The organism is Candidatus Viridilinea mediisalina (genome assembly GCF_002532535.1).
Taxonomy (GTDB): Bacteria; Chloroflexota; Chloroflexia; order Chloroflexales; family Chloroflexaceae; genus Viridilinea; species Viridilinea mediisalina.
This window is the reverse complement of record NZ_NQWI01000104.1, coordinates 1-17876: the sequence shown is the minus strand read 5'-3', so window position 1 is coordinate 17876 and position 17876 is coordinate 1. Positions and strand designations below refer to the sequence as shown.

The window sequence follows — 17876 nt, the reverse complement described above, 5'->3', positions numbered from 1 at the left end:
TTAGACATGGTTTCAGAAACGGCCTTTCAGCTTTACAGTTGGAGTGCCGACTTTAGTCGGCATCCCATGGCAATCTACGACCCCAGCCGACTAAAGTCGGCACTCCATCGGAGACCAAACTGTAAAGTAACTATGAACCATGTCTTACCATTGAATAGGCCGCATGCCTAATGACATTCAAGCGCATTGAGACGCCATGTCCGGCTTTCAGCTATCGGCTATCGGATTTGGTGTTAACGCGCCCACACGGCCATGTACGCATCCGTGCCACCGCCAGGGGCGGCCTGCAACGCATTGTGGGTCACAAACGCCCCGCGTGTCAGGTTGGCCACGAGTGCAACGGTTTCATTATCTACGGCCAAGCCCACCGCGCCACCTCGGCTGCCATCTTCGGCGCTGAAGGCCACCCACAACTGACGCTGGCGCAAATCGGGCGAGAGTACCAACACATAGGCATCACCACCGCCATAGCTGCCAATCCGCGCCCCATTGATCACCACGTCGTCGCGCTGGGCCAGCGAAGCGAACGCCTGCCCAGCCAGATAGACCGTGCCATCGCTGCTGGCAGTCATGGCCGCTGCGCTGATCGAGTTGCCGCGCTCATTACTCAGGCGCGTCAAGAGCGACTGGCCCAAGAGGAGCGTCCCATCGGCGGGATCAAAGCGCCCAATCCAGAGCATCTTGATCGAGCCGACATTGAAGGGGTTGGTGTACCTATCGGTGACCACAATGCGATCAGTGGCACTCTGGCTCGTATCTTTGGGATCGCGCACAAAGATGGAAGCGCCCGTACCGCCATTGATCGAGCCTGCAACATAGAGCATACCGTCTTGACCAAGGGCCAGCCGTTCGCCGCGCGTATCGGCAGTACCAAGATTGGGTGTCCCCGCCGGGAAATCGTAGCTACGCCAGCGCAATTCGCCCGTGTAGCTATAGGCCCGGATGAAGGGAATTTGCAGATTGGAGGTAATCTGCACAAAACCCGTGACAATCACCTGCTCGCGTTGCCCGTCCACTACGAGATCATTGCTACTGCCACGACCAGCAGACCAGCGGCCTAGAGGGGTACCATTGGCAGCAACGAGGGCCACCTCGTTTTCCACTAGCACCGCGCTAGTACCATCAAGCCCAACGGCGCAGCGGCGGCCAGCCCCAACCTCAGCGTGCCAGAGCAAGCTTTGGGCCTCGGCACTCAAAGCAGCCAGCCCAAAATCGCCACAGGCCACCAGCGTACCCGTAGGGTCTACCGCCAAGCCGGTAACCTCGGCACCCAAACGGGTAGCGCCAAGCAACTGGCCATCCGTGCTAAAGCGCAACAGCCAGCCGTCACTGCCATCAAGCAGCGTAGTAGGAACCACCCCTGGCGGCTGATAGCCCGGCAACGTACCCGCAACAATCACCGTGCCATCGGCGCCAAGCACCACCGCCGCCGCATGATCATCATCACTGCCACCAAGGTGCGTAGCAGCACGCAGATTCAGCTCAGTAGGCCCAACAACCCCTGAAGGCATACCCGGTTTGATCACCAACGGCAGATAGACCGTCGTTGTCTGAGCGAGCGGCTGCTGCGCTTGGGTAGCATGAGTACCCATGAGCAGCGTGCCAGCCAAGAGCAGGCCGAGGAGGAGGAGGTTCATGGGCGGGAAGAACATGTTTTCTAAAGTCACGAATAGGGCATTGGGATGCGCCGGATGGCCCTCACCCCCAACCCCTCTCCCGCATTGCGGGAGAGGGGCGAAGGCACCATCGTTTTGTTGCGTTCCTTTGCGTTCTTTTGCGGCAACGAACATATCTTCTTTCAACTCTTGAGCAGCAGGAGGGAACTAGACGGCTGTATTGGTACTCTTTTCATGCTCCCCCAACCCATTCACCCACCTCAGCAACGTATCAGCAAAGAGATCCGGAATCTCGTCGAAGGGGCAATGGCCACAATCGGGCAGCAACTTGATCTCGGCTTGGGGCAAGGCGCGCCGCTTGATCGCATTGGCATCGGTGGGCGGCAATGAGCGATCCTCAGAACCCCACATCAGCAGCGCTGGCCCCTCATACTCGCCTGGCTCCAGTTTGATCACCAGATTCTCGGCGTTACGTGTGGTATTCAGGTAAGACTGCGAACCAAAGCGCTCCAACGGCCCCGCGAAGGTCTCTACCAACTCTGGGGTGACGCGCTCCTTGTGGTGGTAGGCAGACAAGAGGGCCTGGCGTACACCCCATTCAGTCGCAATCACATTGGCGACCGCCTCACCAACCAGGGGCGTGCCAATCAGATTGAGCAGCACACGATCAGCAGGGCTCATCGGGCGCTCGTAGAGCTGCATTCCAGAACTGTTGACCAGTACGAGGCCACGTACCAATTCGGGGCGACTGCGTGCCAATTCGCTGACCACGACACCGCCCATGGAGTGACCAATCACTACCGCCGGGCCACCGACAATCTTGTTGATGAAGGTTGCCACTTGAGCCGCCCAGCGCTCACGGCTGGAGAGGCCAGCGGGACGGGCTGAATAGCCAAAGCCATAGAGATCAAGCGCAAAGAAGGTGTGTTCACGGGCGACCCGCCGCATAATGGGACGCCAGTGTTCGATTAGCGCCCCATAGCCATGCACAAAGACCAACGGCGTACCATGGCGTGGCTCGGAGGCCCAGTAGCGCATCGGGCCATAGCTACCTGTCACATAGTTCTGGTTCACGCGGTAGCGCAGCTCGGATCGAGTTGCGCCAGTGGTTGTAGTCTTAGTCATCACTGCCATATTTGTTCCTCATGTGCTACGCGCATCATGCCGTCGAGTAAAGCGTTGTACCTAGTATAACATATTGCACACAAGTTGCACAGGGTTTAAGTGGGCTACGCCCCAAACCCCGTTTTTCGTTCCGTGTTGGCGGCGAAGCCGCCAACACGGAACGAAAGGAGTTGTTAGCGCGAAGAAGCCCTGGGCTCGTAGGGGGGGCGTCGCGGTGGCTGAGCTTGTCGAAGCCACCGCGACGCTGGCTTCGACAGGCTGGTTTCGACAGGCTGGCTTCGACAGGCTGGCTTCGACAGGCTGGCTTCGACAGGCTGGCTTCGACAGGCTCAGCCAGCGAGCCACCGCGACGTTGGCTCGGTGGCTGAGCTTGTCGAAGCCAAGCGGCGCGGCCCAGGGCTTCTTCGTGCTAACAAAAAGTTCTTCAGACAACGAACGAGACCCTGGCGATCGCCAGGGCCTCGTTTGGTTCTTACTCATCGCGCACGGTGCGTAGCAACGTACTAGTGTTTTGAGATTTATTGGGTGGTGCTCTGAGCCGTTTGAACAGACAGGAGTGTTGGCTACGATGTTAGCAAGGATGTCGGCTGGAACGGTGGTGAGATATTCTGGAATGTTTGGAAACGATGCTAGGATGAAACTGGGATGGCTGCTAGGATGCAGGAGGATGTTGGCTAGGATGAAACTGGGATGGCTGCTAGGATGCAGGAGGATGTTGGCTAGGATGAAACTGGGATGGCTGCTAGAATGCAGGTGAGATGCTAACAGAGATGTTTGCTAGAATGTGGGCAGCGATGGTGTTCTCACGCGCTCGTGTGATGTGAAAGAACCTAGACAAGCAGTTTGTCGTTTGGGAGAGTGTGGTTACCGTTTGTCCTTCTCCATTGTAGCAGACAGACGAGTAGAGATACAATAGCGCATGGGTCAGGTAGTTTTGTTATGCTGGTACTAGCTAGGAATGAGACTTTAGTACCATCTTGCGAGGATGCGTGAGGCGAAGCGGCGAGAGCTTCGCGTCCTCGCGTCCTCGCGTCCTCGCGTCCTCATGTCCCCATCCTACCAGAATTATGATTACAAGCACTGCAAACCCAACCATCAAGGCGCTACGGGCCTTACGTCAGCGCAAGGCACGTGAGGCCAGTGGCACCTGTTTGATTGAGGGGATTCGTTTGGTGGGTGAGGCAGCTCGGAGTGGCTGCATCGAGTGCCTTGTGGTTGCGCCTGAGTTGCTGCGGAGCGATTTTGCCGTAGAGCTTGTAGCGCAGCAACGGGCTACGGGTTGCGCCGTGATCGAAGTGAGCGCAACAGTTTTTCAGCATCTGGCCCAAAAAGATGGCCCGCAAGGGCTTGCGGCAGTGGTACGTCAAGCTTGGGTACGCCTCGATCAGCTTGATCTGCGTCAACACCTGGGCTGGGTGGCGCTGATGGAACCTGCCGATCCAGGCAATCTTGGGACGATCATCAGGACGGTTGAGGCGGTTGGGGGCGGCGGGGTTATCCTGATCGGGCCCTCCGCTGATCCCTATGATCCGGCGGCGCTACGTGCGGCAATGGGGGCAACATTTGCAGTGGCGTTGGTGCAAACCACATGGCCCGCCTTTTGCGTGTGGTTGGATGCCTGTGGATTGCCGCTGGTGGGCACGAGTGATCAAGCCGCCACCCATTTTCAACAGATCAAATATCCCCAGCCGCTCGTTTTGCTTATGGGGAGCGAACGTCACGGCTTGGATGCCAGCCAGCAAGCCGCTTGCCAACAGCTCGCACGCATACCGATGCTTGGGCATAGCGACTCGCTCAATCTTGCGGTTGCCACCGGCATTATGCTCTATGAATTGTTGCGTCAGCATGATATAGCCCGTGCATAATACCATGAGATTCCGTGATGAAAATCACAAGTTGTTGCTTTACCACTTCTAGTTGTGTTGTCGCCCCATCACATAAAGGGTTGAGGCTGTTAGGATAATGAAGGGAGTTAAAGAGGCTTTGATCGCTCCGTGCCAATTTGCCGGAGGAACAGATACCATGCTAGTCAGGCAGATCTACATTGTTGACGAAGACCCTGCGGCTGCATTGATTACCCAACGCGGTCTGCAAACGATGCTGGGCGAACGCTTCAGCATTATGGTTGCTTCATCGCCAAATGCCGCATGGCTCGCTTGTGCAACCGGTCATGTTGATCTCGTAATTGTGGATCCTAACCCCCACGGCAATGCGGCAATTTCATTAGTACGAGCAGTACAAGCCTTTCGGCCTATGATTCCCGTACTGGTCTTGACGGCCTACGATTCGCCGGGCCTGCGCATGAAGATGCGCGGATTAGGGGTAACGCGCTATGTCGCCAAGCCGATTGAATTGCGCGAGTTGGTGCCAATTGTGCATACCATTTTGCAGAGCGAGCGAAGCATGAAGCCCGCAGTTGGGCCGTCACTGGCGGCCCTGAGTGTGAGTGGCTCTTCGGGGAAGTAAATTCGCCCCTACGCTTGACGCCCGTAGCTCCCACCCGTATAATCGCCCTGTCTGAACGTACAGCCCGGCAATAACCGGCAACGGGGCACCGTGTCGGCACAGCGGCCTTGCGATGATTCTATGCTACGTACTTATGCGCAGCGTTGCGCCCGCATCATCCCGGTAACCAAATGGTAACCGGGGTTTCAGTGTGTCGTCAGTTGTCTGTCAGCTTGTGCTGCTACAATCAGTGGTGAGCTGTATTTTGGTTCAATTGAGGAGAAAACGTATGGTGAAACGTATTGTTGTTGCGTTTGTCTTGGTCGCTATCTTGGTTTCTGCTGCCGCATTGCCCCAGCCGAGTGCAGCACAGCATCAAGTGGCCGACACCTTCCCCCCGTATCAGGCGCGCCACTTTGGTGAAACAGGCCACGCTGCGGTAAACTGGTTCCTTGAGAGTTGGAAGAATACGCCCAATGCGCTCTTTGTGCTTGGTTTCCCCATTTCTGAGCCTTTCATTGAAGAGAGCTTTACCAATCCAGGTCAATTTTATCGCGTGCAGTATTTCGAGCGCGCCGTGCTTGAGGAGCATCCCAATAACTTTGGGCGCGATGGCAATCGCTACTATATTCAGGGTCGCTTGATGGGCCAAGAATTGGCCAAGGGCCGTGAGAACGAGGCACCCTTCCAGCCAGTTGGCAACCCTGGCGATGGCACCTGGTTTGCTGAGACGGGCCACACGCTCCGCAATCAGCCTGCGCCCTTCCGCGATTTCTGGCAGAATAATGGCGGCTTGGCCGTCTTTGGCTACCCGCTCAGTGAGCAGTTCCAAGAGGTGAATCAGGCCGATGGCCAGACCTACTGGGTGCAGTATTTTGAGCGCCAGCGCCTTGAGTGGCACCCCAATCAGGCCAATCCCAACTACCGCATTCTGCTTGGTCTGTTGGGCAATGAGTACCGCGACCGCCACCACGCCAACAATCCGGCCTTTACCCCCCGTGGCCCCGCTGATGCGCTGCCCCGCCCCTTCATCTATGGCTTCAATGCCCACCTCTACGGGCAGGGTTCGGCATGGCAGGATCGCAACCGCGCTTTGACCCTGGCGAACAATGCTGGGATGCCCTGGATCCGCCAGCAGGTGCGCTGGAAGGATCTGCATGACCAGTCGGGGCAGATCTTCTGGGGTGAGTTGGATGATATTGTGGCTGATGCCAATCGCCAGAATGTCAACCTGTTGCTTGGGATTGTCTCGGCACCTCGGTGGGCCGGTGGCCCCGGCATGCCGCGCCGCGAGAACTTTGGCGACTTTGCCTACTTCTTGAGCCAGATGGCAGCCCGTTACCAGGGCCGCGTGCAAGCCTACCAGATCTGGAATGAGCAGAACCGTGCCTGTGAAAATGGTGGCGATTGTGCTACCGATGGTGGCGTCGGTGGGCGTGTAGCCAATGCTAATTTCTATGTTGATCTGCTTGAGGTGGCCTACAACGCGATTAAGTCGAGCGATCCCTACGCGATTGTGGTGAGTGGCGCTCCCTCTAGCACCGATACCAATCGGGTGGACATTGCGATCAGCGACTTGGAGTATATCCGACAGATGGCGGTGAATCCTAAGTTCCGCCGCAGTGTTGATGCCATTGGCCTGCACCCCGGTGGCCACTACAATCCGCCCGATAGCAAGTGGCCTGAGCGCCCCGGTCCCGGCCCCAATTGGCAGACGAGTAGCGAGTTCTACTTCCGTCGCATCGAAGATACCCGTGCGGTACTGGTAGCCAATGGTATGGCCGACCGCCAGGTTTGGATCACCGAGTTTGGTTGGGCCACGGCGAACAATACGCCCGGCTATGAGTATGGCAATAGCATTACGCCTGAGATGCAGGCTCAGTGGCTCGCCCGCTCGCTCGAGATTGGCCGCTACGAGTGGGCCCCTTGGGTTGGCGCAATGTTTGTCTGGAACCTCAACTTCGCCATCCCTTGGCGCTACTACGGCAACGAGTTCCACGAACAGGCCGCCTTTGGCGTCCTCCACGCCGACTGGAGCCCGCGCCCATCCTACTTTGCGCTTCAGAACTTTCCGAAGCGGTAGTTTCCTTGGTTGCGGCGCTGCAAGCGCCGCAACCAAGAACATGTTGCAGGCTTCAACGTTACCGACGGAGTGCCGAGGTTAGGGAAGCGGATGTTGTTGATTGCCCCATTGCGTTGCCACCCTGAGCGAAGGTTCGTAGGAACGTTCCCGTTTACGCCGTAGGTAGTGCCGACTTATGGTCTTCCAGTAAATAATCCGCTAACCAGACCTCGCAGATCTGGCATATCTATCAGGTCTAGTCCGTGCCGCGACACCGGATTAATTTCTGGAAGACCATTAGTCGGCTTCCCATCGCTGCCAAAGACCTCAGCCGACTAAAGTCGGCACTACGATGCCTGTCCATAATGTACTATTCAGCATGACAGGCTGCTGGGATACGTAACAATTTTTGCTTCCCTAAAGTGGCCTGAAACCTCTGTTCCCCTGTTCCCCTGTTCCCCTGTTCCTCTGTTCCTTTGTTCTTCCTCTCGCCCCCTCTTTCGCTGTAGCGAGAGAGGGGGTTAGACTGTTAAGGCTAAGGATACAGAAACGAGAAAATAGAAAATAGGCTTTTTGTGCTATTTTCTCTTTCCTCATTTTCTATATCCTAAATTTCAAGGAGTTCCCTATGTTCCTCCGTTCCCGTGGTTTGAGCAGCATGTTGATTCTGCTCATCCTTGCTGCGCTGTTGGCTGCCTGTGGTGGCGCGTCGGCGCCCGCTGATCAGCCTGCTGCGCCCCAAGCTCCAGATGCCCAGAGTGATCCCGATGCGAGTGCAGATGCGCCCGCGGTGCCCGCTACAGAGCCAGGCGCACCGGAAACGTCGCCTGCGGTTGCCCCGCTCGATGCCGACTACCTTCAGTTTGGCGTGGTGGTGCATCTCTACTATACCGACCGCGAGCGTGTGATGCAGCTTACCAAGAATGCGGGTTTCGATTGGGTGCGTCAGCAGATCTATTGGCGCGATATTGAAGACCCGGAGAATGGCATCTGGGCTTGGGATCAGGTGGATGCCCTGGTGGATGCGGTCAATGCATCGGGTGTGCGTCTGCTCGTCAATGTGGTACGCTCGCCTACGCCCTATAGCGCCACCAATGGCCTGCCTGATGATCCTGAGACCTTCGCCAACTTTATGGAGGTGCTGGCAGAACGCTATAAGGGCCGCATCCATGCCTATGAGATTTGGAATGAGCCCAATCTGGCCCATGAGACCGGGGGGATCATTACGCCTGAGGATGTGGGACGCTATGTGGAGATGCTGAAGCTCTCGTATCAGCGTATCAAGGCGATTGATCCCGATGTGCTTGTCTTGGCGGCGGCCTCTTCTTCAAGTGGGGTGACCGATCCCGCTGTTGCGCTCTCGGACGAGGAGTTCTACCGGGCCATGTTCACCTACAATGGTGGCGAGGTGCGCGACTACTTCGATATTCAGGCGGTTCACCCCGGTGGTGCGGCCAATCCGCCCGATACCCTCTGGCCCGACAATCCAAGCTTCATCATTGGCTGTGAGCCTGCCCCTGATCGTTGCTGGAACGACCATCCCACCCACTACTTCCGCCACGTCGAGAATGTGCGCCGCTGGATGGAGGAGTATGGCATGGGTGATAAGAAGATTTGGGTTACTGAGTTTGGCTGGGCGACACCCAATGTTTCACCTGGCTACGAATTTGGCAACTTTGTCTCGTTGGAGCAGCAGGCCGAATACATCACCGGCGCGATTCGCCGTAGCCACGAGCAGTACCCCTTTATCGGCAATCTCTTCCTCTGGAACATGAACTTTGCAGTCACCAAGGCCGAAGCGGGGCTTGACCCCAACCATGAGCAGGGTTCCTTTGGCATCCTCAACCCCGATTGGAGTCCGCGTCCCTCCTACTTGGCCGTGCAGAATCTGATTGCAGAATTGCGGCAGGAGCAGGGGCGGTAGGAGAGGGCAGAGAGCGATTTTCACCACAGAGGCACAGAGGGCACCGAGGGTTTGGTGTTTTTGTTGCCGCAAAAGAGCGTAATAGCGCAAAAGTCGCCCGGAGTAGGGGCACGGCACCGCCGTGACCCTACTCTTCCACAACCTAAGAGCGAGGTAGGGGGTGAGGGCCATTCCTCGCCTCCTCACCTCACCGCTCGGCTAAGAGATCAAGCAACAGCCGGTAGAGTTCGGCAATCGCAGTGCCACTGAGGGCACCTGCGACGACATCGCCGGGGTAGTGTACGCCCAGGTAGATGCGCGAAAAGCCGGTTAGGGCCGCAAGGCTATACCAGAGCGAACGGAGTTCAGGGTAATGGCGACTGAGCAGGTAGGCGCCCGCGAAGGCGGCGGCTGAGTGTCCCGAGGGGAAGGAGTAGGTACCCGGTTTGCGCCCGACCGCAATGGCTTGCACAATGTCTATGAAGGGGCGGCGGCGGCGAAAGGCATTCTTGATGGGATACTCAACACTCATCGTGGCAAACCACATGGGCGGGGCGATTTCGCGGAGTGCATTGAGGCCACGCCGCCGATTGAGGGCGGTCGCCAGCAGCAGGATGCCGATCCAGCCCATGCCGCCATTCATAACGCTGGTGAGGGCATACATCGCACGGTTGGCGGCACTAGGGTGGGGCAGTTGGTTGATAGCTAAAAAGAGGCGGGTGTCAAGTGCTTGGTAGGGTCGCATGCGCTGCAGCAGTTCGTTACGCAGCAGTTGGAGCGAGCCGGCCAGTTCGGGCGCAACCCCCGGCTCAGGGCTGGTAACCTGCTGGGCGGCCTGTTCAAGCGCTTCGCGCTGCTCATCCTCGCGAGCCGCCAGTTGGGCCGCAGTCTCAATGATGGCCCCGGCAATCCCTGCCGCACCGGGCTTACTCGCGGCTCGGCGCACCGCCTCGCCGGGCTGATCGTCGGCGCGGCCTGCCTCTTCGGCTGGCGCGGGCAGCTCGGCAGCGATGCGTAGCAACTCATCAACCACCTGGCGGGCCTGTTCTGGCCCAACCACTTGGTTGAGGCGGGCACGCAAGACCTGCGCCACTGCTGCGACGCGCTGTGCCTCCTCGGGCGGCGCTGGTGCGGCAGCCACGAGGGCAGGCAGTTCTTCATGGGTCGTGGCAGCCACTTGGTGGGCAATAAACTCTGGCCCTACCACACAGCGCACCGCCGCAGGCAGGAGGCTAATCTGCACCGGCGTTTTGCCCACCAATTCGCCATCCAGTTGGACAGGCAAGGGCGGTTTCGTATTGATCGAGATAGTCTCGCGTGCTTTCAGGTAACGCATGCGCTGGTCGCGCCGCTGTTTGCCCACCAGCACGGCCCATCCAACACCCAGGTAGTCGCGGAAGGTGCGGGCATTGATGATACAAATATCGAGGATGCCATCATCAGGCTCAATGCGCGGCCCCCAACTCAGGGGCGGTTGACCCATTGCGCCGCCGTTGGCCACCAGAATTTGGGAGGCTCTCAAGCGGCGGCGTTGCCCATCTACCACGAGCATAAAGCGGCGCGGTTGGAAGCCAAAGAGCCAGCGCGTACCCACCGCAATATAGGCCAAACGCCCAAAGCGACGCTTCAGATCGCGGCTGGTATCGCGCTGCATCAACGAGGTAATGCCCACACTGATATGCAGCAACCCGACCTGATCATCCATCTGCATCCCGTCCACCCGCGTGGTATGCAGATCATCCGCGAGCAGCGCCACTGCCGCCTCAAGCTCAGTCGGGATCGCCAAGACCTCGGCCATCACATTGGCCGTGCCAGCGGGCACAATGCCCAAGGTTGCCTGTTGATGCACGAGGGCTGAAGCCACCTGCGAAACCGTGCCATCACCACCAGCAGCGACCACGAGGTCAGCGCCATCAGCGAGCGCCGCCCGCACCAAGCCGTGAATATCCTCATCGGCTGCCCCCGTCGTCTCATAGATCGTGAGTTGGCGCTGATCGCCACCCAAATGTTGCTCAATCGTAGCGCGTACCACGGCCCCATCGCTAGTGCCTGCAACAGGATTGAGGACGACAAAGATCTGTTGGGCCCGTTGGGGTTCAGTGGACATGGGGGCGACTCCTTTGAGCAGAGATACAGAGATATTCACCACAGAGGCACCGAGGACACAGAGTCCGGAATTGAGGGATCGCGCCCCATCGTGATTGCTGTAGCACAAATGCCTCTGTGTTCTCTGTGTCTCTGTGGTGCAATCCTCTGCATCTCTGCAAAAACTCTATAAGGGGCTACTCCTCGGCCTCTTCCATGCCCAATGCGCGTAGCCGGGCGGCGAGGCGGGCGGCGCGGGCTTCAGCGGTAGCGGCGCGGGCTTCGGCTTCAGCGGCGCGGGCTTCGGCTTCGGCGCGGGCTTCAGCCTCTTGGGTAGCACGCGCCGTTGCCGCTGCTGCCTCCTGCACAACGTCCACATAGTCACCTAGCTCGTTGCCGCTGGCATCATAGCAGACGACGCGATCACCACGGGTGCCGAGCCAGAGGTTGGCGACGTAGAGCCAGATACGCTTTTGGGCATCAAGTGGTTGAGGTTGATAGCTGCCATCGAGCATGCGGTAGCCAATCAGGCGCAGTTGGCGTGAAGCTGTGCGTCCGGGGTCATCCACAATGACATACTGGTCAACGCCAGCCTGTTCATAGTGAAGCACTTTATCATAGAGATCGTTACGCCGTGTTTCGGGTGAAGTGAGTTCAATGATCAGGGCGGGACGTACACCTTCTTGGGCAACGGCGAAGCTACTCCAATTCTGGCGCATACTCAGGCCGGGGATAACCATCAGATCAGGGCTATGGTAGCGTAGCTTGGGTACATCCCAAACAATCCGTACATCACTCAGAACCACCGCCAAACCTGAAGGTTCAAGTTGAGCGCGCAGCGTTTGAGTAAGGTACATACGATCAGTCTCGTGGCGATCGCTATGCACAATACAGTCTCCCAATTCAGGGTGGAGAACGTCCTGCAAACTGAGGGGCACGCGCTCATAGTGTTCGGCATCCAAGGGTAAAGGCCGGTGAACATAGCGCCATCCGTAGCGCCAAATATCTTCTTCATGTTCAGGGGATGCGTCACGTTGTGGTTGTGTCATTCTGGCATTATACCATTTACGATTGCAGATTGCCGATTGCCGATTGCCGAACATGGCGTTCCAATGGGCTTTCGCGTTCTTGATCATGCGGCATGTTCAAGGGTAATTGGCATTATATCATGCGGCCCAGCCACGGGCACGCTCGACGGCGCAGGCCCAACGCTCTAGCAGGGCGGCGCGGGGGCCGGGGGCGAGGCGTGGCTCGAAGTGGCGCTCGCTGCCATTGAGCAGGGGCGGCAGGGCTGCAGGGCTGGCCCAGAAGCCACAGCCTAAGCCGGCGAGCAGGGCGGCCCCACGGGCACTCATCTCTGGTTCGCGGACGCGCACGAGGCGAACTCCGGCCACATCAGCTTGCAGTTGGCATGCCAGATCGCTATTGGCCAACCCACCGCCAACGCGCAACTCCTCGATCTTGATGCCCGCCTCGCGCTCCATGGTATCGAGAATCTCGCGCAGTTGGCAGCCAATGGCTTCGAGGAAGGCGCGGGCAATATGGGCTGAAGTGGTGCCCAAGGACATGCCCATAATGCTGCCACGTGCCCCCCGATCTTCGCTTGGCACCCCCAAGCCGGTGAAGGCGGGCACAAAGACCACTCCTTCACTACTCTTCACCGCACCCGCCAAGGCATCCAGATCGCTTGCCCGCCGAATAAGGCGCATCTGGGTGAGCCAGCGCACCGCAGCGCCCGTGACCGTCATATCGGCTTCAAGGCTGTAGGTCGGGCACTGCTCCAACTCCCAGGCCAAACAGGTTTTGCAGATGCCTTGGGGCGGCGCGTTGGGGCCAACGACCACATTGATGAATGAAGCAATGCCGTGGGTTGCCGCAGCCTGCCCCACTTGGTGGCAAGCATAGCCAAAGAGGGCGGCCTGCTGATCACTGAGCATCGCGGTGACTGGCACACAGGTATCGCCAACGCGCAGACGGCCAAAGGGATGCAGAGTCGGGCGGGCGTGGGGCAATGCGGTACGCGGCAGGCCCAAGTAGTCAATCCAGGTATCCCAGAGGGCGCGGCGACGCGGATCGAAGATGGTCATTGCTTGCAGCAGCGAGCCATCGAGGGCGTGTTCTGCGGGCAAGCCGAGGGCCTGAACGACCCAACCAGCGGCCAGCGAGACGTGCAGGGTTCCGGCTAGGGCGGCCTTTTGGAAGGCGGGATCGTGGCGCATGCGCCAAGCCATATGCATCGCGGAGCATGATGCGCCGGGAAACTGCCCCAAGCGTTCGCGCCGTTCAGCGGCATAACACCAGCGTTCGGCCTCTTCAACCAGCGGAAGCGTGCGTAGGTCTTGCCAGGTAATCGCATTGCCAAGAGCGCGGCCACTGTGCCGATCCCAGGCAAAAGTGGTATCGCGTTGCGACGTAAGGCCGCAAGCCACAACATTGCGCGGTGCGCACCCAGCCCGTCCCAGCGCCTCATCAATTGCGGCTGCAACACTATGCGCCACCGCCGCCGGGCGCTGTTCAACCCAACCGGGCTGGGGGTAGAGCCGAGCCAAGGGGCGGTAGCCATAGCCCCGCACCTGCCCCGCCTGATCAAGCAGGACGGCACGGCTGCCACTGCTGCCTTGGTCTATACCGAGAATGAGTTTCGTAGCCACAAGAAGCCCCGTGGTAAAGAGGCGAAGAGGCGAAGAGGCGAAGAGGCGAGAGGCGAGAGGCGAGAGGCGAGAGGCGAGAGGCGAGAGGCGAGAGGCGAGAGGCGAGAGGCGCCCGTCTCATCAATTGTAGCAAGTGACTATAACCACGGAGCAGGCTTCGCCGCCGCTTGGCTTCGACAGGCTCAGCCAACGTCGCGGTGGCTGAGCCTGTCGAAGCCAACGCAACGCCCCCCTACGAGATCAGAGCTTTTTCGCGCTAACAAACTCTTTTTTGTTCCGCGTTGGTGGCGAAGCCGCCAACGCGGAACAACGAGGGGGTCTGGAGCGTGGCCCTAAATCTTCCTCAAAACCATAACATTCCATAACCTTTTCATAACACTTAATCAAGTTGGCTTAAACGAAGTTTTCTAGTATGATCTACGGTAGGGTTTGTAGCCCTACCGCTTGTTGTGTTTCCACAATACCTATTGTTGAAGGAGAAAACCCATGATGCAACCGCGTCTAGGTTCCCATGTGACCCTTGTTGGACTACTACTGGTGGCCCTGTTGGCCTCGTTGTTAAGCGTTGCCCCGCCGACGGCGCTGGCTACCACGAGGACGATTACGCAATGGAATTTTAACGGCCTTAGTAATACCGAACACAACGATGCACCTCCCGCTTCCATTGGTATTGGGACGGCAATACTCATTGGTGGTGTGACATCCACCGGCTTTAATAGCGGCAATGGCAGTTCTGATCCGACTGCGAGCGACAACTTGGGTTGGCAGACCCTCACCTATGCCGAGCAGGGGCTGGAAAATGAGCAGCGCGGTGTTCAGTTCAGCGTAAGCACCGTGGGTTATGAGGCGATTTCCCCCGCCACCCTTTGAGCTTGCAGAGGGTTCTACCACAAAGTTTACCCCTTGCCTAGTAGGGTAGACTTGGCTATACTGCATTCATGAATTTTGAATGGGATGATTCGAAGAATCAGTTGAACATCCGCTCATTTCACTACGAAAGGCGCTGGGTCATGAGCGAGTTGCCTACAAGCAAATGTTTGGAAACTGATTGGGAACGGGTTGATGCCCTAAAAGATGATCAGATAGATACATCGGATATACCGCCCTTAACTGAAGATTTTTTTAGACGTGCAAAGGTGCGTATGCCAAATCAAATCGTCACTATGACCATGCGCGTTGACTCCGATGTGTTGAGCTGGTTTAAAGCCCAAGGTGATGATTATGAACAGCGGATGAATGCGGCTCTCCGTATCTATGCTGAAGCACATAAAGCGGCCAAGTTCTAATCTGGCTGTATGGAACAAAAAGAGTTATGCGGGGAAGGTTTTGCCTCCCCCGCATTCCCGTCGGTAGATGTACCGCGAAGCCTATACGCCCTACCCGCGCGCCGCCGCCTCTAGCAGCTTCATGATGCGTGGCACCATGGTGGCGGGGTTCTGGTGCAAGCCTTCGATCAGCAGCGCGTTGTCGTAGAGTTGCTCGATGGCTGCGGTGGTTACGGTGTCGTCGGCGTCGCTTTCGAGGCGGCGGGCGAGGCTGGCGATCAGGCCGCTGGCCGGGTTGAGTTCGAGGATGCGCGGCGCTGCTTCGCCCTCGCGTCCCAACATCTGCTGGATGCGCTGCATCTCGCGGCCCATGGCGTCATCGTCGCTCACCAGGCGGGCTGGGCTGTCGCGCAGCAGCTTCGAGGCCCGCACCTCCTTGACCTTGTCGCCCAGGATGGCCTTGGCCCGCTCGGCGATCCGCGCAAAGGCGGCATCGTCCACTTGGGGCGCAGCTTCCTCGGCGCTGCCGGGCAACTCGAGGTTGGCCTCGTCCACGTTGCGTAGCTTCAGCCCCTCATAGTCGCGCAGGCCGGAGAGCATAAAGCCATCCATGATGTCGTGCAAGATCAGCACTTCGATCCCCCGCGCCGTGAAGGGGTCGAGGTGGGGGCTTGTGCAGCCCGCCTCAAGGCTTGAGGCCAGCAGGTAGTAGATCTCCGTCTGGCCGTCCACAATGCGGCTCTTGTACTGCTCTAGGGTGATCAACTCATCGCTGCTGCGGTTGGAGTTGAAGCGGAGCAGCTTGAGCAACTCGTTGCGGTTCTCGTAGTCGGTGGCAATGCCCTCTTTGATGAAGACGCCAAACTCTTTCCAGAATGCGGCAAACCTCTCAGCGTCTTGGCTGGCCAGATCGTTGAGTTCGCGGTGCAAGCGGGAGGTCAGGGTCTTGCGGATGCGCTGCATCACCGGCGCGGACTGCACCGCCTCACGCGAGACATTGAGCGGCAGGTCTTCGCTGTCTACTACCCCTTCGACAAAGCGGAAGTAGTTGGGCAGAATATCCTTGGCCTCCTCCAGAATGAGCACTTTGCGCGAATAGAGCTTCACCTTGCCCTCAATGCGCCGCTCGATCAGGCCGCGCTCGCGTTTGGCGGGCACAAAGAGGATGCTGTGCATGTCCACCGGCACATCGGTGGAGAGATGCAGTTGCAGCAGCGGCGCATCGGCATCAAGGGTCAGTTGGCGGTAGAGATTCTGGTACTGCTCGGCCTCCACCTCACGCGGGGCGCGCCGCCAGAGCGCCTTCTGCTGATTGATCTGCCGGTCACCACTGTAGATCGGGAAGGCGACAAAATCGGAGTGGCGCTTGATGATCTGTTCGAGGCGCCAACTGTTCGCAAACTCCGCCGCATCCTCCTTGAGCTGGAGCGTAATGGTGGTGCCGCGCTGTTCACGTTCGCCTGGCCCAACCTGGAAGGTCGCATCGCCGCTGCTCTCCCACAAGGCCGCCTCAGCCTCTAGGCGGAAAGAGCGCGACAACACGGTTACCTTGTCGGCAACCATAAAGACCGAATAGAAGCCCACGCCAAACTGGCCAATAATTTCACTCGCAGCAGCCTTATTGCCCTCCTGGGTCTGCTGCACAAACGCACGGGCGCTCGACTGGGCAATCGTGCCCAAGTGTTCAACCAACTCATCACTGGTCATGCCCGTACCGCTATCGCTAATCGTAATCGTCTTCGCCTCGCTATCGGCCTCAACGCGAATAGCCAATTCCGCTTCGGGATCAAGCACCTCACGGTTGGTCAGCATCTCGAACTGCATGCGATTGAGCGAGTCGGAGGCATTGGAAATCAATTCGCGCAGGAAAATCTCGCGGTCGGTGTAGAGCGAATGAGCCAGAATATGCAACACCTGCTGCACTTCAGCCTTGAAGGTCAGCGCTTCTGGTGCCGGGGCGGTACTCTGCTCTGTGGTCATAATGATACTCCTTGCGTCCAAAGTCTGGAAAACCACCTATGACTGTACCATGATTCTGTTAGAAGATTGTTAGCACGATGCTAGAACGTCGGTAGAGCCCTCGCCTCCGCTTGGCTGGCACAACGCTCGCCACGCGCATTGACCCAACCAATCAGCCGTGCCGGATTGCCAAGCACGAGTCCATAGTCGGGGACATCTTTGGTGACGGTGCTGCCCGCGCCAACCATGGCCCAGCGGCCAATCGTAATGCCAGTCACAATCACGCTGTGGGCCCCAATCGCGGCCCCGTAGCAGACGCGGGTCTGCCCAACCTGCCAATCACTGGTCTGCTTGAGTGTGCCGTCGGGGTTGATTGCGCGGGGGACTTTATCGTTCGTAAAGACCACATGGGGCCCAATGAAGACCCCATCCTCTACGCTGAGGCCCAGATAGAGCGACGCATTGTTCTGGATTTTCACCCGATCACCAATGCTTACATCCAGATCAATGTAACAATTGCGCCCAATGATACAATCAACCCCAATCCGAGCCCGCTCCCGGATTTGTACATACGACCAGACTCGTGTACCTGCACCGATCACCGCCAGTGGCGACACATCGGCAGTGGGATGGATAGTAGCCATGCATGTTTCCTAACTTCTCAACGCTTTTGCGCCATTAGGTAGTGCCGACTTTAGTCGGCTGAGGTCGCCGACACCCCCCGGATGCCGACTAAAGTCGGCACTACGACGGTAAAGCTGAAAG

Annotated in this window: 14 protein-coding genes; 7 read left to right on the top strand and 7 right to left on the bottom strand. The window is 58.2% G+C overall.

Annotated features, from left to right (window positions below; genetic code table 11):
* Positions 1-233: 233 nt before the first annotated feature.
* Positions 234-1637, bottom strand: a complete 1404-nt coding sequence (locus tag CJ255_RS17085) for a hypothetical protein (protein ID WP_124681987.1) — start codon at positions 1635-1637, stop codon at positions 234-236.
* Between the two features lie 186 nt (positions 1638-1823).
* Entirely contained in the window at positions 1824-2741 is a 918-nt protein-coding gene (locus CJ255_RS17080; protein WP_097645312.1) for an alpha/beta fold hydrolase, read from the bottom strand.
* Positions 2742-2955: 214 nt separating this feature from the next.
* Between CJ255_RS17080 and CJ255_RS17075 the strand changes: the two genes are divergently transcribed.
* The 5 genes from CJ255_RS17075 (at position 2956) to CJ255_RS17055 (ending at position 9172) form a co-directional block, all read left to right on the top strand.
* Positions 2956-3237, top strand: coding sequence for a hypothetical protein (locus tag CJ255_RS17075; RefSeq protein ID WP_097645309.1), 282 nt, complete (start codon positions 2956-2958; stop codon positions 3235-3237).
* A 571-nt stretch (positions 3238-3808) separates the two neighbouring features.
* Positions 3809-4606 (top strand): TrmH family RNA methyltransferase, encoded by a 798-nt coding sequence (locus CJ255_RS17070; RefSeq protein WP_245863522.1) that lies wholly within the window; start codon positions 3809-3811, stop codon positions 4604-4606.
* A gap of 157 nt (positions 4607-4763) precedes the next feature.
* A complete protein-coding gene (locus CJ255_RS17065; RefSeq protein WP_097645308.1) occupies positions 4764-5207 on the top strand; it encodes a response regulator transcription factor in 444 nt (147 codons plus the stop codon).
* 268 nt (positions 5208-5475) lie between these two features.
* The gene (locus CJ255_RS17060) at positions 5476-7269 is read left to right on the top strand and encodes a hypothetical protein (RefSeq protein ID WP_097645307.1); all 1794 of its coding nucleotides are present in this window, start codon (positions 5476-5478) and stop codon (positions 7267-7269) included.
* 607 nt (positions 7270-7876) lie between these two features.
* On the top strand, positions 7877-9172 hold the full coding sequence (locus CJ255_RS17055) for a cellulase family glycosylhydrolase (protein ID WP_097645306.1): 1296 nt from the start codon (positions 7877-7879) through the stop codon (positions 9170-9172).
* 187 nt (positions 9173-9359) lie between these two features.
* On the opposite strand, the gene CJ255_RS17050 is transcribed toward CJ255_RS17055, so the two are convergent.
* The 3 genes from CJ255_RS17050 to CJ255_RS17040 form a co-directional block, all read right to left on the bottom strand.
* A complete protein-coding gene (locus CJ255_RS17050) occupies positions 9360-11258 on the bottom strand; it encodes a YegS/Rv2252/BmrU family lipid kinase (protein ID WP_097645305.1) in 1899 nt (632 codons plus the stop codon).
* A gap of 175 nt (positions 11259-11433) precedes the next feature.
* Positions 11434-12285 (bottom strand): Uma2 family endonuclease, encoded by an 852-nt coding sequence (locus tag CJ255_RS17045; protein ID WP_097645304.1) that lies wholly within the window; start codon positions 12283-12285, stop codon positions 11434-11436.
* 117 nt (positions 12286-12402) lie between these two features.
* A complete protein-coding gene (locus CJ255_RS17040; RefSeq protein ID WP_097645303.1) occupies positions 12403-13887 on the bottom strand; it encodes an FGGY family carbohydrate kinase in 1485 nt (494 codons plus the stop codon).
* A gap of 486 nt (positions 13888-14373) precedes the next feature.
* Between CJ255_RS17040 and CJ255_RS17035 the strand changes: the two genes are divergently transcribed.
* Positions 14374-14757: a hypothetical protein gene (locus CJ255_RS17035; RefSeq protein ID WP_097645302.1), complete on the top strand. Its 384-nt coding sequence runs from the start codon at positions 14374-14376 to the stop codon at positions 14755-14757.
* Positions 14758-14897: 140 nt separating this feature from the next.
* Positions 14898-15173, top strand: coding sequence for a BrnA antitoxin family protein (locus CJ255_RS17030; protein ID WP_097645301.1), 276 nt, complete (start codon positions 14898-14900; stop codon positions 15171-15173).
* 90 nt (positions 15174-15263) lie between these two features.
* Here the strand turns inward: CJ255_RS17030 and htpG are convergent, their stop codons facing one another.
* Complete coding sequence (gene htpG / locus CJ255_RS17025) at positions 15264-17132, bottom strand: molecular chaperone HtpG (RefSeq protein WP_097645300.1); 1869 nt, start codon at positions 17130-17132, stop codon at positions 15264-15266.
* 80 nt (positions 17133-17212) lie between these two features.
* A complete protein-coding gene (locus CJ255_RS17020; protein WP_097645299.1) occupies positions 17213-17755 on the bottom strand; it encodes an acyltransferase in 543 nt (180 codons plus the stop codon).
* Between the last annotated feature and the right edge of the window lie 121 nt (positions 17756-17876).